Origin of the sequence: Streptomyces sp. NPDC093097 (assembly GCF_044754325.1) — a bacterium.
Taxonomy (GTDB): Bacteria; Actinomycetota; Actinomycetes; order Streptomycetales; family Streptomycetaceae; genus Streptomyces.
Map to the genome: position 1 here is coordinate 127,751 of NZ_JBIVOW010000021.1, position 22,093 is coordinate 149,843.

17 protein-coding genes and 1 pseudogene are annotated in these 22,093 nt (G+C 73.9%); 9 read left to right on the top strand and 9 right to left on the bottom strand.

Features of this window, described 5'->3' with window-relative positions:
- Positions 1–184: 184 nt before the first annotated feature.
- A complete protein-coding gene (locus ACIQE0_RS30055; RefSeq protein ID WP_402338161.1) occupies positions 185–607 on the bottom strand; it encodes a VOC family protein in 423 nt (140 codons plus the stop codon).
- A gap of 213 nt (positions 608–820) precedes the next feature.
- Between ACIQE0_RS30055 and ACIQE0_RS30060 the strand changes: the two are divergent.
- From ACIQE0_RS30060 to ACIQE0_RS30075, 4 genes and pseudogenes are all read left to right on the top strand, one after another.
- A pseudogene (locus ACIQE0_RS30060) lies at positions 821–2,426 on the top strand (alkaline phosphatase D family protein).
- 83 nt (positions 2,427–2,509) lie between these two features.
- Positions 2,510–3,922, top strand: coding sequence for a GNAT family N-acetyltransferase (locus tag ACIQE0_RS30065; RefSeq protein WP_366336701.1), 1,413 nt, complete (start codon positions 2,510–2,512; stop codon positions 3,920–3,922).
- A gap of 181 nt (positions 3,923–4,103) precedes the next feature.
- Positions 4,104–5,798: a DUF885 domain-containing protein gene (locus tag ACIQE0_RS30070; protein WP_402338164.1), complete on the top strand. Its 1,695-nt coding sequence runs from the start codon at positions 4,104–4,106 to the stop codon at positions 5,796–5,798.
- A gap of 176 nt (positions 5,799–5,974) precedes the next feature.
- A complete protein-coding gene (locus ACIQE0_RS30075; protein ID WP_366336697.1) occupies positions 5,975–6,421 on the top strand; it encodes an Lrp/AsnC family transcriptional regulator in 447 nt (148 codons plus the stop codon).
- Between the two features lie 415 nt (positions 6,422–6,836).
- On the opposite strand, the gene ACIQE0_RS30080 is transcribed toward ACIQE0_RS30075, so the two are convergent.
- Positions 6,837–10,058 carry an AAA family ATPase gene (locus ACIQE0_RS30080; protein ID WP_402338168.1) on the bottom strand — a complete coding sequence of 1,074 codons (3,222 nt, stop codon included), beginning with the start codon at positions 10,056–10,058 and terminating at the stop codon, positions 6,837–6,839.
- A complete protein-coding gene (locus ACIQE0_RS30085; RefSeq protein ID WP_402338171.1) occupies positions 10,055–11,221 on the bottom strand; it encodes an exonuclease SbcCD subunit D in 1,167 nt (388 codons plus the stop codon). The genes ACIQE0_RS30080 and ACIQE0_RS30085 overlap by 4 nt, the downstream gene beginning before the upstream one ends.
- 381 nt (positions 11,222–11,602) lie before the next feature.
- Here ACIQE0_RS30085 and ACIQE0_RS30090 point away from each other — a divergent pair, with 381 nt between their 5' ends.
- The gene (locus ACIQE0_RS30090) at positions 11,603–11,974 is read left to right on the top strand and encodes a YciI family protein (RefSeq protein WP_366336691.1); all 372 of its coding nucleotides are present in this window, start codon (positions 11,603–11,605) and stop codon (positions 11,972–11,974) included.
- Positions 11,971–13,185: an RNA polymerase sigma factor gene (locus ACIQE0_RS30095; RefSeq protein ID WP_402338174.1), complete on the top strand. Its 1,215-nt coding sequence runs from the start codon at positions 11,971–11,973 to the stop codon at positions 13,183–13,185. The genes ACIQE0_RS30090 and ACIQE0_RS30095 overlap by 4 nt, the downstream gene beginning before the upstream one ends.
- Here the strand turns inward: ACIQE0_RS30095 and ACIQE0_RS30100 are convergent.
- Positions 13,146–14,225: an alpha/beta hydrolase family esterase gene (locus ACIQE0_RS30100; RefSeq protein WP_402338177.1), complete on the bottom strand. Its 1,080-nt coding sequence runs from the start codon at positions 14,223–14,225 to the stop codon at positions 13,146–13,148. The genes ACIQE0_RS30095 and ACIQE0_RS30100 overlap by 40 nt on opposite strands.
- Positions 14,226–14,458: 233 nt before the next feature.
- On the opposite strand from ACIQE0_RS30100, the gene ACIQE0_RS30105 reads away from it, so the two are divergent.
- Positions 14,459–15,280: a 3-hydroxybutyrate dehydrogenase gene (locus tag ACIQE0_RS30105; RefSeq protein WP_366336685.1), complete on the top strand. Its 822-nt coding sequence runs from the start codon at positions 14,459–14,461 to the stop codon at positions 15,278–15,280.
- A gap of 27 nt (positions 15,281–15,307) precedes the next feature.
- Here the strand turns inward: ACIQE0_RS30105 and ACIQE0_RS30110 are convergent, their stop codons facing one another.
- The 5 genes from ACIQE0_RS30110 to ACIQE0_RS30130 form a co-directional block, all read right to left on the bottom strand.
- The gene (locus ACIQE0_RS30110; protein WP_402338225.1) at positions 15,308–15,769 is read right to left on the bottom strand and encodes a GNAT family N-acetyltransferase; all 462 of its coding nucleotides are present in this window, start codon (positions 15,767–15,769) and stop codon (positions 15,308–15,310) included.
- 164 nt (positions 15,770–15,933) lie between these two features.
- Positions 15,934–16,821, bottom strand: coding sequence for an alpha/beta hydrolase (locus ACIQE0_RS30115; RefSeq protein WP_366336682.1), 888 nt, complete (start codon positions 16,819–16,821; stop codon positions 15,934–15,936).
- A 43-nt stretch (positions 16,822–16,864) separates the two neighbouring features.
- A complete protein-coding gene (locus ACIQE0_RS30120; RefSeq protein ID WP_402338182.1) occupies positions 16,865–18,100 on the bottom strand; it encodes a beta-ketoacyl-[acyl-carrier-protein] synthase family protein in 1,236 nt (411 codons plus the stop codon).
- 267 nt (positions 18,101–18,367) lie between these two features.
- The gene (locus ACIQE0_RS30125) at positions 18,368–18,688 is read right to left on the bottom strand and encodes a hypothetical protein (protein ID WP_402338227.1); all 321 of its coding nucleotides are present in this window, start codon (positions 18,686–18,688) and stop codon (positions 18,368–18,370) included.
- 136 nt (positions 18,689–18,824) lie between these two features.
- The gene (locus ACIQE0_RS30130) at positions 18,825–19,466 is read right to left on the bottom strand and encodes a TetR/AcrR family transcriptional regulator (protein ID WP_366336678.1); all 642 of its coding nucleotides are present in this window, start codon (positions 19,464–19,466) and stop codon (positions 18,825–18,827) included.
- Positions 19,467–19,621: 155 nt separating this feature from the next.
- Here ACIQE0_RS30130 and ACIQE0_RS30135 point away from each other — a divergent pair, with 155 nt between their 5' ends.
- A complete protein-coding gene (locus tag ACIQE0_RS30135; RefSeq protein WP_402338185.1) occupies positions 19,622–21,496 on the top strand; it encodes an MMPL family transporter in 1,875 nt (624 codons plus the stop codon).
- Positions 21,496–21,942 (top strand): MMPL family transporter, encoded by a 447-nt coding sequence (locus tag ACIQE0_RS30140; protein WP_402338188.1) that lies wholly within the window; start codon positions 21,496–21,498, stop codon positions 21,940–21,942. The genes ACIQE0_RS30135 and ACIQE0_RS30140 overlap by 1 nt, the downstream gene beginning before the upstream one ends.
- The last annotated feature ends 151 nt before the right edge of the window (positions 21,943–22,093 follow it).

Here is a 22,093-nt window from a genome sequence, read left to right on the forward strand (position 1 = left end):
CGGCGGCCAGGACCGCGAGGTCGAAGCCGAGCATCCCGACGGCGGCGAGCGGCGCCGGCCACACCCGGCGCCACCACGAAGGACCGGCGGGTGCGCCTGGTACTGGGGTACGCGCATCCGACGCCGGCGGAGATCCGTCAGAGGCGCCCCGGGGACGGCCAACCCCCGTCCCCTGCAAGGCGGTTCAGGACCCCGCCAGCACCCGCGCGTTGTTCCATTCCCGGGTGCACAGGACCAGGCGGTAGCCGTCGGGGTCCTCGACGGTGACGCCCCAGGTGTCCCAGTAGGGGTTGTGGGCCGGGACGCGGGTGCCGCCGCAGCGCTCCAACCGGGCGAGAAGGTCGTCGGGGACCGGCCCGCCCAGGTAGATGACGAGGAGGTCGTCGGGCGTGGGGGTCGGGCGGAGCGCGCCCGTCGGGTCGAGGGTCAGTTCCAGGTGCCAGGAGGCGTCCGGCCGGCCCAGCATCAGGAGGGAGTGCTCGCCCGCCTCCGCGGTGTGGCGGTGGAGCTCGTGCAGGCCCAGCCCGTCCCGCCAGAACCGGCCGGCGGCGGCCAGATCGCGGGACGGGCGGGCGAGGCGGAGGTGCGCGGAACCGAGGGTCGGCATGGCGGTCGCCTTTCGTGGGGCCGCCGGGCGGCGGCGCGTTACCGGAGCGTAGAGCTCCGGGTCGGTACCCGGCGATCGGTCGTTGGTCCTGCGACCCTGGTCCCGGTTCGCGCCTCATATGACGGGAGTTCACCGGGAGTTCGTGCGTGCGGCACCGGACAGCGATACCAACGGGACGGAACGAACGAGATCGACGCAGCACGGAGGTAGGACATGGCGCAGGGTTCCGGCGGTGGCTTCGGACGGCGGGCGCTCCTTCAGGGCGCGGCGGCGGGTTCCGCGGCACTCGCGCTGCCTGCGGTGGCCGCTGCCGCCCCCCGCGGCGGCCGCGCCGGCACTGGTGCGCGGCGGGCGGCCGCGCGCCTCCTGGGGCGTACAGGCCGGCGACGTGACCGCCTCGTCCGGCCTGGTGTGGACGCGGTCCGACCGGCCGGCCCGGATGGTGGTGCAGACCGCGGCCACCGAGGCGTTCCGCAACGCCCGCACCTGGTACGGGCCGTTGCTCGGTCCCGGTACGGACTTCACCGGGGTGACCGCGCTGCACGGACTGCCGGCCGGCGAGCAGATCCACTACCGGGTGCTGCTGGCCGATCCGGACCGCCCCGGGCACGCCGGCGAGCCGGTGACGGGCACGTTCCGCACGGCGCCCGACAGCCGCCGCGGTGGCGGCCGCCGGGAGGGCATGCGGTTCCTGTGGTCCGGCGACCTGGCCGGACAGGGCTGGGGCATCAACCCCGAGCACGGCGGCTACCGCGTCTACGAGGACATGCGGCGCCTGGACCCGGACTTCTTCCTGTGCAGCGGCGACAACATCTACGCCGACAACCCCATCCCGGAGCGGGTGAACCTGCCGGACGGCCGGGTCTGGCGGAACGTGACGACGGAGGAGAAGTCCAAGGTCGCCGAGACGCTGGCGGAGTTCCGCGGCGCGTTCCGCTACAACCTTCAGGACGCGAACCTGCGCCGGTTCAACGCCCAGGTGCCGACGATCACCCAGTGGGACGACCACGAGGTGCACAACAACTGGTATCCGGGCCAGCTGCTGGACGACGACCGGTACCGCGTCAAGGACGTCGACGTGCTGTCCGCGCGGGCGCTGCGCGCGTTCGGCGAGTACTTCCCGATCCGCACGCTCCGCCCGGACGCCGGAGGCCGGGTCTACCGCGTCCTGCGGCACGGCCCCCTGCTGGACGTGTTCGTGCTGGACATGCGCCGCTACCGCAACGCCAACTCCCCCGACCGGCAGACCGACGACCCGCAGGGCACCCTGGGCGCCGAGCAGCTGCGCTGGCTCAAGCGGGAGCTGTCGCGCTCGCGGGCGGTGTGGAAGGTGATCGCCGCGGACATGCCGCTGGGCCTGGTCGTCACAGACGGCCCGGAGAACTTCGAGGCGGTCGCGCAGGGCGACCCGGGCGCGCCCCTGGGGCGGGAGTTGCAGATCGCCGAGCTGCTGCGGCACATCAAGCACCAGCGGATCACCGGTACCCTCTGGCTGACCGCCGACGTCCACTACACCTCGGCGCAGCACTACGCGCCGGAGCGGGCCGCGTTCAAGGACTTCGAGCCGTTCTGGGAGTTCGTCTCCGGGCCGCTGAACGCGGGCGGCTTCCCGGCCGTGAAGCTGGACGGAACCTTCGGACCGGAGCAGCCGTTCGTCAAGGCACCGGACCGTGCGAACGTCTCCCCCGCGGAGAGTCCGCAGTACTTCGGCGAGGTCGTGATCGACGGGGGAAGCGGGGAGCTGACGGTGCGGTTGCGTCAGGAGGGTGGAGAGGTGTTGTTCGCGAAGACGCTGCAACCGGGACGGGTTGGACAGTAGAGGCCAATGCGTCGATTGCGTCTTTTACCCGCCCGACACAAGGTGTTGGCGGCCAGGCAACACCCGTCGGCCAGGCTGTCGGCATGACTGATGCGACTTCCGCCCGTTCGGCCCGGCGCCACCACTGGCGTCGGGACGTCGTCGAGCTGGCCGCCCTGTTCACGGCCGTGGCGGTGGCCGACGCCGTCGCCAACACCCTCGTCCGCGGCCCCTCCGGCCCCGTGCTGCTGTGCGCCGGCGCGGTCGCCCTGCTGGCCACGGCCGGTTTCCACGTCTGGTGGGCACGCCGGCGAGATCACGCAGTGCGCCGGCACGAACACGCTCCACCACCGCCGATCACCGCGGATACCGGCGCCACCGCACCGCCCGCCGCACCGGCTCCCGAGGCCGGCGCCCGGGAGGCGGTGCTGTGGCGGATGCGCACCACCGTCCGGGACGAGCCGGGCAGCCTGGCCGCCCTGTGCACGGCCCTGGCCGCCCGGCACATCGACATCCTCAGCCTCCAGACCCACCCGCTGTCCACGGGGACCGTCGACGAGTTCCTGCTGCGCGCCCCGGCGGGGCTGGCGCCGGCACAGCTGACCCGCGCGGTCGCCGGCGCGGGCGGCACGCACAGCTGGCTGGAGCGGGCCGACGCGCACGACCTCGTCGACGGCCCGACCCGGATGCTCGCCCTGGCCACCCGCACCGCCCTGGACTCCGCCGAACTCCCGCTCGCGCTACGGCAGTTGCTGGGGCGGTGCACCCTCCACTCGGTGCCGGCCCGGTCGCTGACGGGCCGGCCGCTCGCCGAAGCCGTGCCGGCCGAGGGCGTGCTGGCGGACCACACCATGACCTTCCGCGCGCCCTCCGGGGGCTCGCTCACCATCGAAAGGCCGCAGTTGCCGTTCACCCCCACCGAGTTCGCCCGGGCGCGCGCACTGGTCGAGCTGGACACCCGGCTCGGCCCGCGCGTACCCCCGCGCCGCGAGGTGCTCACGCTGCCGGAGGGCAACGACATCACGATCCGCCGTGCCGGCCCCGGCGACCTGGCCGCCGCCCGCACGATGCACCAGCGCTGCTCGGACCGCACGCTGGCGCAGCGCTACCACGGCCCGGTCGGGGACGCCGACCGCTACCTCGGGCATCTGCTCAGCCCGCGGTTCGGCCGCACACTGGCCGCGGAGACCGCCTCCGGACGGCTGGTCGCCCTGGGCCACCTGCTGTGGGACGGCGACGAGACCGAGGTGGCGCTGCTGGTCGAGGACGCCTGGCAGCAGCGCGGAGTCGGCGCGGAACTGCTGCGCCGACTGGTCGCGATGGCCGCCGAGACCGGCAGCGAGAGCGTCTACGCCGTCACCCAGGCGTCCAACACCGGCATGGTCGCGGCGATGCGGAGCCTGGGCCTGCCGCTCGACTACCAGATCGAGGAGGGCACGTTGGTCATCACGGCACGCCCGACGGGCGTCCCGGCCCACCGGGAGCCCCGGGAGGCGCTCCGGGTCCGGGACGGCTGACGCCCCCGGTGCCCTGCCGCCGGGGCGTCCGGCCGGCCCCCGCGCCCCGACGGCCCGGCACATCCCGCCGCGCTCCCCCTCTCACCCGGGGACGGACGGACGACGAACACGTCAGCAACGTCAGCAACGTCAGTCGGAATGGTGGTGACGCGGCGGCTCGATCCGTACGAGGATGGCCCGCATGTCCAACACCACTACTCCCACGAGCGGTCCGCTGCCCCGCCAGGTTGCCGACGCCTATGTCGACGCCCTCGTCGAACTGGACCCGATCACCGGCACCTTCCTCGGCGTCGCCGAGAGCTCCGGCAAACTCCCCGACTTCTCGCCCGAGGGCCAGGAAGCGGTGGCCCGGCTCGCCCGTACGACCCTGGACGAACTGACCGAGGCCGAGGCCCGCCCGGGCGCGGACAGCGCCGCCGAGAAGATCTGCGCACGGCTGCTGCGCGAACGGCTCACCGCGGAACTCGCGGTCCACGACGCCGACGAGGGCCTGCGCACCGTCAGCAACCTCAGCTCGCCGCTGCACCACGTACGAGAAGCCCTCACCCTCACGCCCGCCGACACCGAGGCGGACTGGGCGGCGATCGCCCAGCGGCTGCGCGCCGTGCCCGCCGCACTGGCCGGCTACCGCGCCTCCCTCCAGGCCGGCCTGGAGAAGAACCTCCCCGCCGGGCCGCGCCAGGTCACCACCGTCATCGGACAGCTCGGCGAGTGGATCGGCACCGACCGCAGCTGGTTCGCCGAGTTCACCGCCCCCGGCCCCGAGGCGCTGCGCGCCGAGCTGGACACGGCCGCCGAGGCGGCCACCGGCGCCCTGGTGGAACTGCGCGACTGGTTCCGGGACGTCTACGGCCCGGCGATCGAGGGTGCACCGGACGTGGTGGGCCGCGAGCGGTACGCCCGCCTCGCCCGCTTCTACAACGGCGCCGACCTCGACCCGGAAGAGGCGTACGCCTACGGCTGGTCCGAGTTCCACCGGCTGCTGGCCGAGATGGAGGCCGACGCCGAGAAGGTGCTGCCGGGCGCCAGGACGCCGTGGGAGGCGCTGGCGTGGTGCGATGAGCACGGCGAGGCGGTGGAGGGCGTCGAGGAGACCCGGCAGTGGCTCCAGTCGCTGATGGACGAGGCCATCGACGCGCTGGACGGCACCCACTTCGACCTCGCCGAGCGGGTCCGCCGGGTGGAGTCGAAGATCGCGCCGCCCGGCAGCGCCGCCGCCCCGTACTACACCCAGCCGTCGCTGGACTTCTCCCGCCCCGGCCGCACCTGGCTGCCGCCCATGGGCCAGACCCGCTTCCCGGCCTACGACCTGGTCTCCACCTGGTACCACGAGGGCGTCCCCGGCCACCACCTCCAGCTCGCGCAGTGGGTGCACGTCGCCGACCGGCTCTCCCGCTACCAGACGACGGTCGGCATGGTCAGCGCCAACGCCGAGGGCTGGGCGCTGTACGCCGAGCGCCTCATGGACGAACTGGGCTTCCTGACCACCCCGGAGCGGCGCCTGGGCTACCTGGACGCGCAGATGATGCGGGCGATCCGGGTCATCATCGACATCGGGATGCACCTGGAGCTGCGGATCCCGGACGACTCGCCCTTCCACCCGGGCGAGCGCTGGACGCCGGAGCTGGCCCAGACGTTCATGGCCGCGCACTGCAGCCGGCCGGCCGACTTCGTCGAGAGCGAGATCATCCGCTACCAGGGCATGGCCGGCCAGGCGATCGGCTACAAGCTCGGCGAACGGGTCTGGCTCCAGGGCCGGGAGGCCGCCCGGGCCCGGCACGGCGCGGACTTCGACCTCAAGGCATGGCACATGGCGGCGCTGTCGCAGGGCTCGCTCGGCCTGGACGACCTGCTGACGGAACTCTCGGCGCTCTGACCGAACTCCCGGCGCACCGACCGGAGTCCGCGCGCCATGGCCGGCCACCCGCCCCCCACGGGGTGGCCGGCCGCAGCGCGGGCACGGGGGCGCACGGCCGAGCAGCGGCCGCCGGAGCCCGCGCCCGCACCCCAACCCCCTTGCCCACCAGGTGACACGCCTGCTAGACAGCGGGGATGACCGGATACTCCCCTGATGCCGTCGACCGGCGCATCCTCGACGTCCTCCAGCACGACGGGCGGGTGGGCCACGCCGAGTTGGCGCGGGCGGTGAACGTCTCGCCGGGCACGGTCGCGACACGGGTGCGGCGCCTGGAGGAGTCCGGGGTGATCTCCGGCTACGCGGCGGTGATCGAGCCGGAGCGGGTCGGGCTTCCGGTGCTGGCGTTCGTCCGGCTGCGGAACGCCGTCGGGAACGGCGAGCCCTTCCGGGACCTGCTGGCGGACACGCCGGAGATCCTGGAGGCGCACCATGTCACGGGCGAGAACTGCCTGTTCCTCAAGGTCGCGGCGCGGTCGATGAAGCACCTGGAGGAGGTCTCCGGCCGGATCGGCGCCCTGGGCGAAGTGGCCACCAGCGTGGTCTACTCCTCACCGCTCCCCCGACGCCCCGTCAGCACCTGACCGCTCCACCCGACGGGCCGCCGGGCAGGTCCCGAACGCGTCGTGGCTCGAAACAGGTCGACGGCGTGGGCTCGACGACTTCCTCCACCACAGCGGTTCGCGACCGAGTGCCGCAACCCGCCCATTCCGCCCTACGGAGTCGCGTTGGACCGAGACGCCTCTCCGCAGCCGTCCCCTTGCGCGGCCTTCGGCAGGAAGCCCTTGATGAACTTCAGGAGCGCCGACTTCATCTGACTGGTGTCATCGGGATGGAATCCATCAACTTCCATGGCATAGCTGCGTATCTCCTTCTCCCGCAAACCAGGGGGAGCCTTACGGCAGCGAAAGGCCAGAGGGGGAGGCAGGGGGTGCTCTGGGTGCCGCGCCGTGCCGCGCGGTCAGTGTCTGAGTCGCCGGCCGATGGGCCGGCGCATCGTCAGGCGTCGCCCGGTACCCGGTGTCGGACCCGTGAGCCGGAGCGGTCCTTGAGGACCTCCAGTTGGGTGGGGATGCGGGACTTGAGGTCAGGGACGTGGCTGACGATGCCCACGTTGCGGTCGCGTTCGCGGAGGCCGTCCAGGACGTCGAGGACCTCGTCGAGGGTCTGTTCGTCGAGGCTGCCGAAGCCCTCGTCGATGAAGAGCGTGTCCAGGCGGATGCCGCCGGCCTCGTCGGTGACGACGTCGGCGAGGCCGAGGGCCAGCGCCAGGGAGGCGAAGAAGGTCTCGCCGCCGGAGAGGCTCGCGGTGTCCCGTTCACGGCCGGTCCAGGCGTCGATGACGTGCAGGCCGAGGCCGGAGCGGCGGGCGCCGCCGACGCGTTCGTCGGAGTGCACGAGGGTGTAGCGGCCGGCGGACATCCGGTGCAGGCGGGCGCTGGCGGCGGCCGCGACCTGTTCGAGACGGGCGGCCAGGACGTAGGACTCCAGCCGCATCCGGCGGGCGTTCTCGGTGGAGGTGCCGGCGGTGAGCGTGGCGAGGCGGGCGATGCGGTCGTACGCGGCGCGCAGCGGGGCCAGTTCGCGGGCGTCGCGGACGGCGTCGGCGGAGAGATGGGCGAGGGCGGTACGGCGATCCCGGGCGGCGGCGAGGACCGCGGTGGCGGTGCGCAGGCGGGCGGTGGCGGCCTGGTGGGCGGTGCGGGCGGCGTCCGGCTCGGCGGGCGGCAGGGCCGCGGCGGCGCGGAGTTCGGGGTGGTCGAGTTCGGCGGCGATGGCGGCGGACTCAGCCTGCCAGGCGTCGTACTGGTGCTGGAGCGCCTGTCGTCGGGCGTCCGGGAGGAGGGCGTCGGCGGCGTCCTGGGGGGTGGCGAAGCCGGTGCGGTAGGCCGCGTCGGAGAGGCGGGCGTCGGCGTCCTTGAGGCGTTCGGCGCAGGCCGCGGCGGTGTGGGCGGCGCCGGCCGCGGCGGCGAGCAGGGTCGTCTGCCGCTCCAGTCGGGCGGCGCGCTCGGCGACGCTGGCGCAGTCGCCGCGGGCCTCGGTCAGTTCGGCCTCCAGTGCGGCCCGTTCGCGGTCCAGGGCCTCGCGGTGGGAGGTGCGGGCGGCGGCCCGGCGTTCGGCCCGCTGCTGGTCCTCGCGGCGGCGCTCGTGCTCCCGCTCGGCGCGGGCCAGCGCCTCGCGGGCGGTGTGCAGGGCGGCGCCGGCGGTGCGGGCGCGGGCCGCCTCCCGCGTCAACTGCTCGGCGTGGGCGGCCAGTTCGGCGGTCGGGGCGTCACCGGCGGTGGCGCCGGCGGCGGCCAGCGCCTCCTTGACGGACTGGCGATCGTCCTCGGCGCGCTGCCGGGCGTCGTCGGCGCGGCGGTGGTCGGCCTCGGCGGCCTCCTCGGCCGCCCGGTCGACATGGCCGGCGCCGGGGCGGGCCGGGTCCGGGTGGGCGGTGGAACCGCACACCGCGCAGGCCCGGCCGGCCGAAAGGCCGGCGGCGAGTTCGGCGGCGATACCGCGCAGCCGCCGGTCCTTGAGGTCCAGCCAGTGTTCCCGGGCGGCCGCCGCGCGCTCCCGGGCGGTCAGCACCTGCCGTTCGGCCGCGGCGAGTTCGGTGGCCAGGCGGTCGCGGCGGCGGGCGGCGGCGAGCCGTTCGGCGGCCGGGGCGAGCTGGGCTGCGAGCTGTTCGGCGCGCTGGACGGCCTCCTGCGCCTCGTCGATACGGCGCTGGTGGGCGCGGCGCGTGGCGTCCCAGCCGGTCAGCCACTCCGCGGCGTCCAGCAGCGTCTGCTCGTCGGCGCGGGCCTCGCGGTCGAGGTCCGCACGCTCCCGGGCGAGGTCGGCGGCGCGCCGTTCGGCCCGCCGGGCCGCGGCGAGGGAGCCGAGGGTGGCCCGCACCTCCCGTTCCCGGGCGGCCAGTTGGTCGCCCTGGGCGTCGGCGAGGTCGGGCGGCAGCGGGGTCCGGTGGCGCCGTTCGGCGTCCTGGGCGTCGGCCAGCTCCCGTCCGGCGGCGTCCCGGAGGGCGAGGACCGGGGCGACCTCGGCGGCGGCCCGGGCCCGCGCCAACTGGGCGTGCAGCCGGTCGCGTTCGTCGGAGCGGGCAGCCAACCGCTCGGCGCGGTGCCGGGCGTCGGAGTGGCGGCGCTGGAGGCGGTCCCGTTCACGGGCCTCCTCCCAGCGGCCGGCCGCGGTGCGCTCGACCGCCTCGGCGGCGGCCACCGCACTCTGCGCGATCTCCAGACGTTCCTGTGCGCCGACCCGGGCGACGGCGGCGCGGGCCAACACCGCGTCGGCGAAGCCGGGTTCGCCGGGGCCTGGCGCGGTGGCGGGCTCGGCCCCGTCGGCGGCGCGGGCCGGTGCCGCGCTCCGGGTTGTACGTCCATTGCGTCCGGCGGGTCCGGCGGTTCCGGTGTCCCCGTCCGCGGCGCGGGCCGCTGCCGCGCTCCGGGTGCCGCGACCGCCGCGTCCGCCGGGACCGGCCTGGGCGGGGACGGCGGCGCGGGCGGCCGGGGCCGGCACGGACGGGTCGGCGAGGTCGGGGGTGTCGCCGGCGGCCTGCGCGATCCGGTGGGCGAGGGCGAGCAGGCGCTCGTCACCGGCCGCGACCCGGTCGGCGGCGGCCTTGCGGCGGGCGGTGAGCTGCTCCTCCAGCGCGGCGAACCGCCCGGTGTCGAAGAGCCGGCCCAGCAGCCGGGCCCGGGCCTCGGCGTCCGCCCGCAGGAAGCGCGCGAAGTCGCCCTGCGGCAGCAGCACCACCTGGCAGAACTGCTCCTTGCTCATGCCGAGGAGCTGCCCGACCTCCTCGCCGATCTCCTGGTGGGAGCGGCTGAGCGCACGCCACTCCCCCGCGGCCGGATCGCCGTCCGCCGCCGGCGCGAACTCCCGCAGCCGGCTGACCGCCTTCTCCTTCGTCGTCCCCGTACCGCGCTTCTTCGGGCGCGGCTGCTCGGGCAGCCGGGAGATCTCCAACCGCCGTCCGGCGACGGTCAGTTCGAGGACGACCTCGGTGGGGGTGGCCGGGTCCGCCAGGTCGCTGCGGAGTGCCTGGCCGCTCTGCCGGGCCCCGGGAACCGAGCCGTAGAGCGCGAAGCAGACCGCGTCCAGGACCGAGGTCTTGCCCGCGCCGGTCGGCCCGTGCAGCAGGAACAGGCCCTCGCGCGCGAGCCGGTCGAAGTCGACGGTGTGGGTGCCGGCGAACGGGCCGAACGCGGTCAGGGTCAGCCGGTGCAGCCTCATCGCGCCACCTCCGCGGCCGCGTCGGCGGCCCGTACGTCGTCGATGGCCGACCGCAGTTCGGCCCGTTCGCCCTCGTCGACGCCGCGGCCGGCGCGGACGTGGGCGACGAAGTCCTCGGCGATCTCCTGGTCGCTGCGGCCGCGCAGCCGCTGGGCGTACGAGGCGGAGGGGCGGGCCGGGGCCTCGTCGGGGTCGAAGACCAGGCTGAGGGTGTGCGGGAACCGCTTGCTGAGCCGGGCCATCGGCTCGGCCGGGCGGGCGGTGTCGGTGAGCGTGGCCTCGACCCAGGAGTCCTCGTGCCGCGCCAGCTCCGGGTCGTCCAGCAGCTGCTCCAGGGGGCCGCGGAGGCGGGCGAGCGGGCGGGGCACCGGGCAGTCCACCCGCTCGGCGTGCACGGCGCCGTCCGCGTCGAGGTCGATCAGCCAGGACGACTTGCGGTGCGTGGCCTCGGAGAAGGAGTAGCCGAGCGGCGACCCGGAGTAGCGGATCCGCTCGGTGAGGGTCTGGCAGCCGTGCAGATGGCCCAGGGCCGCGTAGTCGACACCCTCGAACACCGCGGCCGGGACGGAGGCGACGCCGCCGACGGTGATGTCCCGCTCGCTGTCGCTGAGGGCGCCGCCGGTGACGAAGGCGTGCGCCAGCACCACCGAGCGGGTGCCGGCGGGCCGGGTGGCGAGGTCGGCGCGGACCCGGTCCATGGCCGCGCCGAGCACCGCGGCGTGGTCGGCGCGCGGGGCGCCGAGGGCGTCGCGGACCATGGCCGGTTCGAGGTACGGCAGCCCGTAGCAGGCGACCGGGCCGTGCGCGTCCGCCAGGAGGACGGGCGTACCGCACTGTGCCGGGTCGGTGTGCAGATGGACGCCGGCGCTCCGCATCAGTCCGGAGCCGACGCCGAGCCGGCGGGCCGAGTCGTGGTTCCCGGAGATCATGACGGTGGGGACGCCGAGCGCGGCCAGCCGGTGCAGGGCGTCGTCGAAGAGCTCCACGGCGGCCAGCGGCGGCACCGCCCGGTCGTAGACGTCGCCGGCGACCAGCACCGCCTCGACGTCGCGGGTGCGCACGGTCTCGACGAGGTGGTCGAGGAACGCGCGCTGGGCGGTGAGCAGGTTCACTCGGTGGAAGGACCGGCCCAGGTGCCAGTCGGAGGTGTGCAGAAATCTCACGACACCGCTCCGACCTGCATCTTCTTCCCTTCCCTGGGCGCCGGCTCAGCACCATGTCGGCACGAGCCTACGCATCGGCACGGCCGACCTTAGCCGCTGGCGGCGTCCGGCCCGCCATCGGGCCGGGCGGCGGACCCTGGCAACCGTCGGCAGTCGGCCGGTCCCGCCACGCACGGGACGCCCCCGCGGCCTCGACCGCGCCGCCGGCACCCACGCGGGAGCTACGCGCGCGTCGTCTCGTCATCGGGAAGAGCGGCGGCAGCCGGAGAGGTGTCGACGCGGACGAAAATCCGGTGCGAAAGTTCCGGGCCGGATGTCAAAACACTGACGACGGCTCCGACCACCACCCGGAAGAGCCCCGCCCACCACAAGGAGGACCCGATGCAGTTCCTGATCAGCATGCACATCAACCCGGCCGTGCTGGACGCGTTGACCGACGAGGAGAAGGCGGCGATCGGCCAGGGCCACGCCGCGTTCATCGCGGGGCTGAAGGAGTCCGGCGAACTGGTCACCACCCAGGCGCTGGTGGACCCGTCCCAGGCCGTGGTGGTGTCCGTGCGCAACGGCCGGCCGGTGGTGACCGACGGCCCCTTCCTGGAGTCCAAGGAGTACCTGGGCGGCTTCTACCTGGTCGACTGCGAGAACAAGGAGCGGGCGATCGAGCTGGCCACGCAGATCCCGGACGCCGCGATCGAGGGACTGGGGCTCGAGGTGCGTCAGGTGATGTTCGCCGACGGAGACCTCGAATCATGACGGCTCCGGCTCTGGAGGACCTGCTGCGTGCCCTCACGCCGCAGGTCCTCGGCGCGCTGGTCCGCCGGTACGGCCAGTTCGAGGGGTGCGAGGACGCCGTGCAGGAGGCGGTGCTCGCCGCCACCGTGCAGTGGCCGGCCGAGGGGGTGCCGCACCACCCGCGCGGCTGGCTGACGACGGTCGCCGCCCGCCGCTTCGTCGACCAGCTGCGCAGCGACCAGGCCCGTCGCGAGCGGGAGTCGGCGACGGCCGCCGAGGTGGTGCCCGAGGACGTCCCGGACACCGACGACACGCTCCTGCTGCTGTTCCTGTGCTGCCACCCGACGCTGACCGCGGCCTCCCAGACCGCCCTGACGCTGCGGGCCGTCGGCGGCCTGACCACCGCCGAGATCGCCCGCGCGTTCCTGGTGCCGGAGGCCACCATGGCGGCCAGGATCAGCCGCGCCAAGCAGCGCGTCAAGGCCGCCGGCAGCACGTTCGGCCTGCCGGCCGGCGCGGAGCGCGAGGAGCGGCTGCGGGTCGTCCTGCACGTGCTGTACCTGATCTTCAACGAGGGCTATACGGCGTCCTCGGGCCGCGCACTGCACCGCGCCGATCTCGCACACGAGGCGATCCGGCTGACCAGGACGGTCCACGCGCAGCTGCCCGAGGACGACGAGGTGACCGGGCTGCTCGCCCTGATGCTGCTGACCCACGCCCGCCGGGCGGCGCGGACGACGGCGGACGGCGACCTGGTGCCGCTGGACGAGCAGGACCGTACGCGGTGGGACCGCGGGCTGATCGACGAGGGCACCGAGCTGGCCAAGGGCGCGCTGGCCGGCCGGAGCCTGGGGCCGTACCAGCTCCAGGCCGCCATCGCCGCCACCCACGCGGACGCGACCACGGCCAAGGAGACCAACTGGCCGCAGGTGCACGCCCTTTACCTGATCCTGGAGCGGATCGCGCCCAACCCGATGGTCACCCTCAACCGTGCGATCGCGCTCGCCGAGACCGAGGGCCCCCGGGCCGGACTGGCCCTGCTGGCCACGTTGGACGACGACGCGCGGCTGGCCGGGCACCACCGGCTGCTGTCCGTACGGGCGCATCTGCTGGAGCAGACCGGCGACACCGCCGGCGCCCACGCGCACTACCGGCGCGCCGCCAAGGCCACCGCCAGCCTGGCCGAGCAGCGCTACCTGGAGTCCCGGGCCGCTCGGGTGCGGACGGCCTGACGCTCGGCTCCGGCCCCGCCCGCGGACCCGTCCAGGCCGAAGAACGCGGCGGTGTAGTAGCTGGCGCACAGGGAGCCCAGGTAGTGGGTGCCGGTGGCGCCGCACTGGTCGGGGCCGGGCCCGGGGTCGACGGCGAGGCCATGGCCCATGCCGGGGACGGTGTAGACCGCGACCGCGGTCGTGCCGCTGCCGTCGTCGTAACGGCTCTCGGTGGTGCCGCCCGGCAGGGTCCGGGTGTGCGACGGGGTCCGGCCGATCCCCCAGACATCGGTCCACTGGTCCCGCAGTTCGGTGGCGTTCACCGGGAAGACGGTGGTGTCGGCGGTGCCCTGCCAGACCGCGAGGCGCGGCCAGGGGCCGGCGTAACCGGGGCGGGCCGCGCGGACCTTGTCGCCCCACTGGGCGGGGGTGAGGTGCTGGTCGCTGGTCTGGCACAGGGAGGCCTGGAGCAGGGTGAGCGCGCAGTGGGCGGGCGGCCCGGCGTTGACCGCTCCGCCGGCGAACACCTCGGGGTAGTCGGCCAGCAGATCGGCGGTCATCCCGCCGCCCGCCGACAGGCCGGTGACGAAGACGCGGTGCGGGTCCGAACCGTACTGGGCGGCGGCGTGGCGCACCATCTGGACGAGGGAGGCGGCCTCGCCGTTGCCGCGGGTGTCCTTGGTGGCGTCGAACCAACTGAAGCACGACAGCGGGTTGTTGACCGGCGTGGTCTGGGCGAAGACCAGCGCGAAGCCGTACCGGTCGGCGTACTTGGGCCAGCCGGAGTGCGCGTAGTAGTCGGGGGCGCTCTGGGTGCAGCCGTGCAGCGCGAGGACCAGGGGCGCGCCGGACGGGAGGCCGGCCGGCGCGTACGCGTACATCTGGAGGTGGCCGGGGTTGGCGCCGAAGTCGGTGACCTGCTGGAGCGTTCCGCCCGCCGCGGCGGCGGGCGGGGCGGTGGGGCCGAGTACACCGAGGCACGCGGCGAGGAGGCCGTGGACGGCGGCGAGCGCCGGCCGCGGCGAGTGGCGGCGCGCGGGATGCGGGGACGAGGAACGCATGGCGGCTCCCGGTTCTGAGGCGGACGTCGAGGAGCGGCGGCGCACCGGCCGGCATCGCGCCCGGGTCCCACCGCGCCCGACACCGCACGACGGCATGCCACGCGGCTTGCTGATGCGGCACGTTACGAGGCGGGAGGGGCGAGCGGACATGTGCCGGACGCCCACGGTGGCGCGGGGGAATGTGGGCGGTGCTCACATGTGCCGCGCGGCGTTCGGTTCCTATCGTGGCGCCCATGCAGAGCAGCCCCGGCCCCAGGGCCTCCACGGAAGGTGATCCGCGCGGCGACGCCGACCACGCGGCGGTCGGTGCGCGGTTCCTGGCCGGGCGGACCGCCCTGGTCACCGGAGCCGCCGGCGGCATCGGACGGGCCTGCGCACAGGCCCTCGCGGCCGCCGGGGCCCTGGTCCACGTGGTGGACCGCTCCGAGGAGGCGACCTTGCAGCTCGCCGCGGCGATCGGCGGCACCGCGCACCTCGTCGACCTGTCCGATCCGGACGCGGTGGACACGCTGCCGGACGACGCCGACGTGGTGGTCAACAACGCGGGACTCCAGCACGTCGCGCCCGTCCACGAATTCCCCCCGGAGCGCTTCGCGTTGCTGCAACGGGTGATGGTGGAGGCACCCTTCCGCATCCTGCGCCGCACCCTGCCGCAGATGTACCGGCGCGAGTGGGGCCGGGTGGTCAACATCTCCTCCGTCCACGGACTGCGCGCCAGCCCCTACAAGTCGGCCTATGTGGCGGCCAAGCACGCCCTGGAGGGGCTCAGCAAGGTCGTCGCCCTGGAGGCGGCCCCGCACGGCGTCACCAGCAACTGCGTCAACCCCGGCTATGTGCGCACCCCGCTGGTGGAACAGCAGATCGCCACCCAGGCCCGCGCCCACGGCATCCCGGAGGACGAGGTGGTGACGCGCGTGATGCTGGCCCACCCGGCGATCAAGCGCCTGATCGAGCCCGAGGAGGTGGCCCGCGCCGTCCTGTGGCTGTGCGCTCCGCCGGCCGCGGGCATCACGGGCATCTCCCTTCCGCTGGACGGGGGTTGGACGGCGCAGTGACGGCCGGTCGGGTCCGTCCCGAGTGCGTCAGCCGACCCGCTGGGCGAGCACCTTCCCGGGCCAGGAACCGGACAGGAAGCGCTCGGTGGGGGTGAAGCCGTTGCGCTCGTAGTACGCGACCAGTTCGCCCCCACCGCCCGCCCAGCAGTCGACACGCAGCAGCGCGATCCCGGCCCGCCGGGTCTCCGCGACGGCATGGGCCAGCAGCGCCGCCCCGACGCCCCGCCCGGCATGCCGTCGATCGGAGACCAACAGCCGGACGTACCGCTCCGGTTCCTCGACCGGCGCGATCGGCATCTCCGGGCTGGGGCCGGAGTCCAGCACCAGGGCTCCTACGGGCCTGCCGTCCACCTCGGCGATGTACGGGGCGTTCTCGGTCGTGTACCGCTCCACCCGCGCCGTCCCGCCGGGCCGCTGCGAATACGGTGTCGTGCCCCACTGCTCGGTGTTGCCGCGCCCGTTCATCCAGACCACCGCGGCGTCGAGCATGTCCAAGATGGCCGGCGCGTCCGCCGGGCCGCCGGGCCGGATCCGTATGTCCTGTGTGGTGTCGTTGTCGTTCACGGCGGAAGCTTAGGCACTCCCGACGGCCCCCGCCGGGAACGCGACGACCACACAGGAGCGCGGAGCGGGCGGCCGCCCGCCTTCACGGACTAGGCGCGGATGCCCTCCAGGCAGTACTCGCTCTCCGCCATCCACTCGGCCGCGCAGAGGGATTGGTCGGTGAAGAACGCGGCGATGAGCTCGGTGACCTCCTGGGGGCGTTCGAAGCACACCCAGTGATCCGATTCGGGGATGGTGAGGAAGCGCCCTCCGCTGATGGTCCGGGCGAAGGCCGCTTGGCTGTGCGGCGCGGACACCGTGTCGTGTTCGCCGCAGAAGACCAGGGTGGGGACGCCCTGAAGCCCGCCGCGGGCGTCGACGTCTTCGGATGCCGAGCGATGGAGATGCGTGAAGTTCCGGGGGTTGGCGGAAATGGCATGGGTGACCAGGCGTTTGACATAGCGATGGGCGAGTTTCCGGTGCCGGACCGTGCGGCTCTCGTCCTGGCAGAGCCACAGCCGCAGCGCGCGGCGGATGAATTCGTCGGGCGCTCCGCGCGCCATGTACCGTGCGGCGTCCTGCCATTGGGCGATCTGCTGCTCGGTGATGTAGGCGGGTACACCCCCGAGAAGGAGTCGGGAGATCCGGTCGGGGTGGCGTTGGGCGAAAGAGAAGGCGATACGGGCACCGAAGGAATAGCCGAAAAGATTGACCCGGCCGAAGCCGAGGTCGTCCAGAGCGCGCTCCACCGCGCGGCACATGGTGTCCATGCCCTGGTCGTGCCGTAGGGGATCGGCCTGGCCCGCACCGGGCAGGTCCAGTGTCAGCAGGCTCGCCAGCGGTCCCACGGGTTCGTCGAGATGCGTCCACCCGTGTTTGTCCTGGAGGGCACCGCCCAGCACCAGGATCGGTTCGGTCTGCGGATCGGGCTGCCGCAGCAATCGGTAGTAATAGGTAAGCCCCTCCACCGTCAGGGCTTTGACTGTCTCCGCGCTCATTTCCATCCTCGGAATACGTCCTCAACTGCGGGGCGGCGCCGACTCAAGGGCGACTGATGACCAATGCGGCGTTGTGTCCACCGAACCCGAGGCTGGACTTCACGGCGAGATCAAAGCGTGCGGGTCGGGCGTCCTTGGCGACCACCTCGACGGGGATCTGCGGATCCGGTTCCTCGAAGTTCGCGGTCGGCGGCACCAACTGGTGCTGGACCGCCAGTACCGTGAAAGCGGTTTCGATCGCACCGGCGGCACCCAGGGTGTGCCCGGTCATCCCCTTCGTCGAGGTGACCAAGGGGTGATCGCCCAGGACGCGCCGCAGCATCGCGCCCTCCACCCGGTCGTTCAGCACGGTGGACGTGCCGTGCGCATTGACATGGCCGATCTCCGCGGGGCCCGCGCCGGCATCGGCCAGGGCTTCGCGCACGGCCCGTTCCGCGCCCGCGCCGTCAGGATGCGGCGCGACCGGGGAGTAGGCGTCATTGGACGAGCCGTAGCCGACGACATGCGCCCGGACACGGGCACCCCGGGCCCGGGCGTGCTCAGGGCGTTCAAGGACGAGGATGCCGGCGCCCTCCCCCAGGACGAACCCCTGCCGACCGGCGTCGAAGGGGCGGCATGCGCCCGCAGGATCGTCCCGTCGCGTCGAGAGCCCTTTCGTCTTGCACAGGCTCGCGACGATCAACCGTGAACACACGGACTCCGTTCCCCCCGCGATGGCGATATCGCATCGGCCCGCCTGGAGGAGCTGACGCGCATAGCCGACGCTGTCCGTGCCCGAGGCGCAGGTGGAATTGATCGCCATGCTGGGCCCGTTGGCGCCCAGGTCCCGGCAGACCCCTGCCGCCGCGCTGTTGCTGGTGAACAGGGCCGCCAGCATGGGCGAGACGCGGCGGTGCCCGCGCTCCAGCAAGGTGGTGTGCTGCGCCTCGTAGCCCGGGAGCCCGCCGTTGGCGTTGCCGATGACCACCGCGACGCGGTCCCGCTCCCACCGGGACGGGGAGAGGCCGGCGTCGGCCACGGCCTCACGGGCCGCCAGGACCGCCAGCTGGGAGAACCGGTCCAGCAGCCGCCGGCTGTTCGCGTCCAGCTCGGCGGCGATGTCGACGCCGTCGACCAGATACATGAAGTCGGCCTGGAGCCCCCGGAGTTCGTCGGGCCGGCGCACTCCTGAGGGCTTGTTGGTGCCGGTCACCGCCTCCCAGTTCCTCGCGGCTCCGACGCCTGCGGCGGTGAGCAGGCCCACGCCGGTCACGGCCGCGGCATATCCGGCGGTCGGCATCCGGCGGTTCCGCACGGTGACCGTCACGAGGCGCGCGCCGCCCGGATGAGGGACGCCCCCGGCCGCTTCGGCGCATGCGACGCGTACCGCCTGCCCGCCGGCGATTCCGCCGGGACCTGACGCACCGCGGACGGACTTTTCATCTACTCACACCTTCGTCGCCGTTGTTCAGGTGGGCCTGAGATCAGCCGGTACACCCAGTACACCTAGACAACGCCGGCGCCGGCAGATGGGTCACCCCCTCCGCCGGAACGGACTCACCCCGCCTCAGGCGGCATCGGGCCCGTCGAGGAACCGGCGCAGCACGGCGGCCTCCGCGCGGAGCCGCGCGGCGCGTTCGGCATATGCGGGAGCGGTCAACTGCGCCGCGGCATCGAGCCGTTCGGCGGCCTCGGCACGCACGAGGGCGACCACGCCGCGCTCGCTCAGCTCGCGCCGCGCCGCCTCGGTGGCACCGGCACCGACCGGCGACTGCTCCAGCGCCGCGGCGCGGTGCACGGCCTCTTCCACCGGCACCGCCTCGGCGTTGTCCAGCACGGCGAGCGCGGCACGCAGCGCACTCACCGCGGCCTTGTCACGGGCCCGCATCGCTTCCGGCAGCGCTTGACACATACGAAGACGCAAAGACATAGCGGTGACCCTAGGTCCGCATCCGCGCACCCACAACGCGATATGTGCCTGGGGTCAGGGTTGACACCGGTGCGCCGGTGGCGGGGAGGTGGGGTCAGCCCTGGGCGGCGCTGGTGAGGGCGGCGCGGAGGTCGTCCTCGTCCGGGCCCGGGGGCGGGAGGGGGGTGGCGTTCGCGGGGTTGAGCGAGTCGAAGAGCAGGACGGTGTAGCGCGCGCGGGTGGCGGGCGTGGTGCCGGGGAGGGCGAGGCCGGCGACGCCCATGATCAGGACGCGCGGGATGTCGTCCGCGGTGAGGTCGGTGCGGATCTCGCCCTGCTTCTGCCCCTGCTCCAGGAGGGGGCCGAGCGAGGCACTGAGGCGCTGGACGGCGTCCATCGCGACGTCGGCGAAGTTGCCGACGAAGGTGACCAGCCCCCGCTCCTCGGTGATCAGATCGAGCAGCCGGGTGGCGATCTCCAGGAGCGACCGGCGCGGGTGGCGGGAGGCCGCGGCGTCCGTGATGAGCGGGAGGAGGTCCGTTTCGAGGATGTCGTCGAGGACGGCCCGGACGAGGGCCTCGCGGTTGGGGAAGTGCCGGTAGAGCGTGGCGATGCCCACGCCCGCCTCGGCCGCGATCTGCTCCAGGGATGCCTCGCCGGAGCCGAGGACGATGCGTCCGGCGGCGACGATGCGCTCCGCGCTGGAGCGGGCGTCGACCCTGCGGGCCCGGGGCTTGCGGGGTGCGGTGTTCGGCATCTGGGTTCCTCCCGTTTCCGTGTCGCAGGGTACCTGGACCCCACCTGGGTGAGAGCACCCTCTCGCTTTGATAGTCCACTATCGTTTTGAGGGTACGCTCTCACTTCCAGAGGTGCGGTCCCCCGACGAACCGCACCGGAAGAAGGGAGACCGGTGTGTCCGTGTTGCTGTACCGGATCGGGCGCTTCGCCTACGGCCGGCCGTGGCGGGTGATCGCGGCCTGGGCGGCGGCGGTGTGCGCCGTGGTGGCACTGCTCGTGGCCAACCCCGTCAAGCTGAGCAACGAGGTGCGTATCGACGGCACCCCCGCCCAGCGGGTCATCGACGACCTGGCGACGTCCCTGCCCGAGGCGTCCGGCGGGCAGGGCATGCTGGTGTTCCGCGCACCGGACGGGGGCCGGGTCGACGGCGCGGGCAGCCGCGCCGCCCTCGTCGCCGCGGTGGACGCGGTCTACCGCCACGACCATGTCGTCGACGCCCGCAAGGTCCTCGCCGGCGAACTGGCCAAGGGCCCGAAGAGCCCGCTGACGCAGGCCCGGGCAGCGGTGGCCCAGGCGGCCGGCCGGCCGACGGGCAAGGCACCCGTCGCCCTGCTGGAGGCGGGCCGGCCGGTGCCGGGCGTCGTCGTCTCCGCCGACGGCTCCACCGCCTTGATGCAGTTCCAATTCGACGAGCAGACCTATGAGTTGCCCGCCGGGACGGTCGACAGCCTCGTCCGCGCCGCCGAGCAGCACGCCGGCAAGGCGCACCTGGACGTCCTGCCGTCCGCCGTCATGATGGAGATGCCCGAGATCATCGGCGCCGGCGAGGTCGTCGGCGTCGTCGTGGCCGCCGTCGTCCTGCTGATCACCCTGGGGTCGGTCGTGGCGGCAGGGCTGCCCCTGGCCGTCGCGGCGACCGGCGTCGCGGTGGGCGTCGGCGGCACCTTCGCCCTCTCCTCGGTCTTCGAGATCCACTCACTGACCGCCGTGCTGGCCCTGATGCTGGGACTCGCCGTCGGCATCGACTACGCCCTGTTCGTCATCAGCCGGCAGCGGCGGCTGATGCTCGACGGCGGCCTGGACGCACACGAGGCGGCCGCCCGCGCCATCGGCACCGCCGGCAGCGCGGTCTTCTTCGCCGGCAGCACCGTCGTCATCGCCCTGGCCGGGCTCCTGGTGGTCGGCATCACCCTGCTCAGCACGATGGCACTGGCCGCCGCGGCCACGATCGCCCTCGCCGTCCTCCTGGCGCTGACCCTGCTGCCGGCACTCCTGGGCCTGGTCGAGGAGCGCATCTGCCCGGCCCGGGCCCGCCGCGCGGCGCAGCGGCGCGCCACGGCGGCCGCGCCGACACGGGCCACCGCGTGGGGCGCGGGCCTGGTGCGCCACAAGTACCCCGCGCTGGCGGCGGCGTTCCTCGTCCCGCTGGTGCTCGCGCTACCTGCCGCCGGTATGAAGCTGGGACTGCCCTCCGGCGCCGGCTACAACCCCGACACCGTGCAACGCCAGAGCTACGAGGCGGTCGGCCGGGCCTTCGGCCCTGGCTACAACGGGCCGCTGATGGTCGTCGCCCGCTCCACCGACGGCGAGCGCCCCCTCACCCCCCAGGCCCTCGCCGCGGTCGCCGCCGACCTGAAGGGCACCAAGGGCGCCACCGCGGTCTCACTGGCCGGCATGAACGCCTCCGGCACCATGGCCGTCCTCGGCCTGGTCCCCGACGACGGGCCGAACGACGACGGCACCAAGGACCTCGTCGGCTCCGTCCGGGCCAAGAGCGCCGCGATGAGCGCGACGCACGGCGTCACCACGGGCGTCACCGGGTTCACCGCCCTCGCGATCGACGTGTCCGACCGCCTCGCCGACGCCCTGCCCGTCTACCTCGCCACCGTGCTCGGGCTCTCGCTCCTCGTCCTGCTGCTGGTCTTCCGCTCCGTCGTCATCCCCGTGATGGCCACCGTCGGCTTCCTGCTCAGCATCGCCGCCGCCCTCGGCGCCACCAGTGGGGTTGGCTGCAGTCCCTGCTCGGGCTGGACGCCACCGCACCGGTGATGAGCCTGCTGCCCATCATCGTCACCGGCGTGCTCTACGGACTGGCCATGGACTACCAGATGTTCCTGGTCACCTCGATGCGCGAGGCCCGGGTGCACGGCGCCGGCCCGCTGGACGCGACCGTCTCCGGCCTCACCCGGGCCGGCGCCGTCGTCGCCGCCGCGGCCACCATCATGGTCTCCGTCTTCGCCGGGTTCGTCTTCAACGCCCAGCCCATGATCAAGCAGTTGGGGTTCGCGCTGGCCCTGGGCATCCTCCTCGACGCCTTCGTGATCCGCATGACGTTCATCCCGGCCACGATGGCACTGGTCAAGGACAAGGCCTGGTGGATCCCGAGGTGGCTGGACCGCCTCCTGCCGGACCTCGACGTCGAGGGCGACAAACTCGCGCAGAAGATCCCCCTCCCGCTCCCCGCCGAACAGCGGCGACACGCCACCGTGCGGTGAGGGTGCGCGACCGCTAGCCAGCCAGCGTCCGTTCCCGCGCCGAGCACCCCTCGCGCGGGAGCGGACGAGGCGGTTGGGGACCAGGGTGTCTGCTGTGCCGGGGCGTTGTGCGGCGGCATGCTCGGTTTCCGGTCACCTTGCGGCGATCGTC

Coding starts and splice junctions, on each gene's coding strand:
- ACIQE0_RS30055 (WP_402338161.1), bottom strand. CDS start 607: ATGCCGACCCTCGGTTCCGCGCACCTCCGCCTCGCCCGCCCGTCCCGC.
- ACIQE0_RS30065 (WP_366336701.1), top strand. CDS start 2,510: ATGACTGATGCGACTTCCGCCCGTTCGGCCCGGCGCCACCACTGGCGT.
- ACIQE0_RS30070 (WP_402338164.1), top strand. CDS start 4,104: ATGTCCAACACCACTACTCCCACGAGCGGTCCGCTGCCCCGCCAGGTT.
- ACIQE0_RS30075 (WP_366336697.1), top strand. CDS start 5,975: ATGACCGGATACTCCCCTGATGCCGTCGACCGGCGCATCCTCGACGTC.
- ACIQE0_RS30080 (WP_402338168.1), bottom strand. CDS start 10,058: ATGAGGCTGCACCGGCTGACCCTGACCGCGTTCGGCCCGTTCGCCGGC.
- ACIQE0_RS30090 (WP_366336691.1), top strand. CDS start 11,603: ATGCAGTTCCTGATCAGCATGCACATCAACCCGGCCGTGCTGGACGCG.
- ACIQE0_RS30095 (WP_402338174.1), top strand. CDS start 11,971: ATGACGGCTCCGGCTCTGGAGGACCTGCTGCGTGCCCTCACGCCGCAG.
- ACIQE0_RS30100 (WP_402338177.1), bottom strand. CDS start 14,225: ATGCGTTCCTCGTCCCCGCATCCCGCGCGCCGCCACTCGCCGCGGCCG.
- ACIQE0_RS30105 (WP_366336685.1), top strand. CDS start 14,459: ATGCAGAGCAGCCCCGGCCCCAGGGCCTCCACGGAAGGTGATCCGCGC.
- ACIQE0_RS30110 (WP_402338225.1), bottom strand. CDS start 15,769: ATGCTCGACGCCGCGGTGGTCTGGATGAACGGGCGCGGCAACACCGAG.
- ACIQE0_RS30115 (WP_366336682.1), bottom strand. CDS start 16,821: ATGAGCGCGGAGACAGTCAAAGCCCTGACGGTGGAGGGGCTTACCTAT.
- ACIQE0_RS30120 (WP_402338182.1), bottom strand. CDS start 18,100: ATGCCGACCGCCGGATATGCCGCGGCCGTGACCGGCGTGGGCCTGCTC.
- ACIQE0_RS30125 (WP_402338227.1), bottom strand. CDS start 18,688: ATGCGGGCCCGTGACAAGGCCGCGGTGAGTGCGCTGCGTGCCGCGCTC.
- ACIQE0_RS30130 (WP_366336678.1), bottom strand. CDS start 19,466: ATGCCGAACACCGCACCCCGCAAGCCCCGGGCCCGCAGGGTCGACGCC.
- ACIQE0_RS30140 (WP_402338188.1), top strand. CDS start 21,496: ATGAGCCTGCTGCCCATCATCGTCACCGGCGTGCTCTACGGACTGGCC.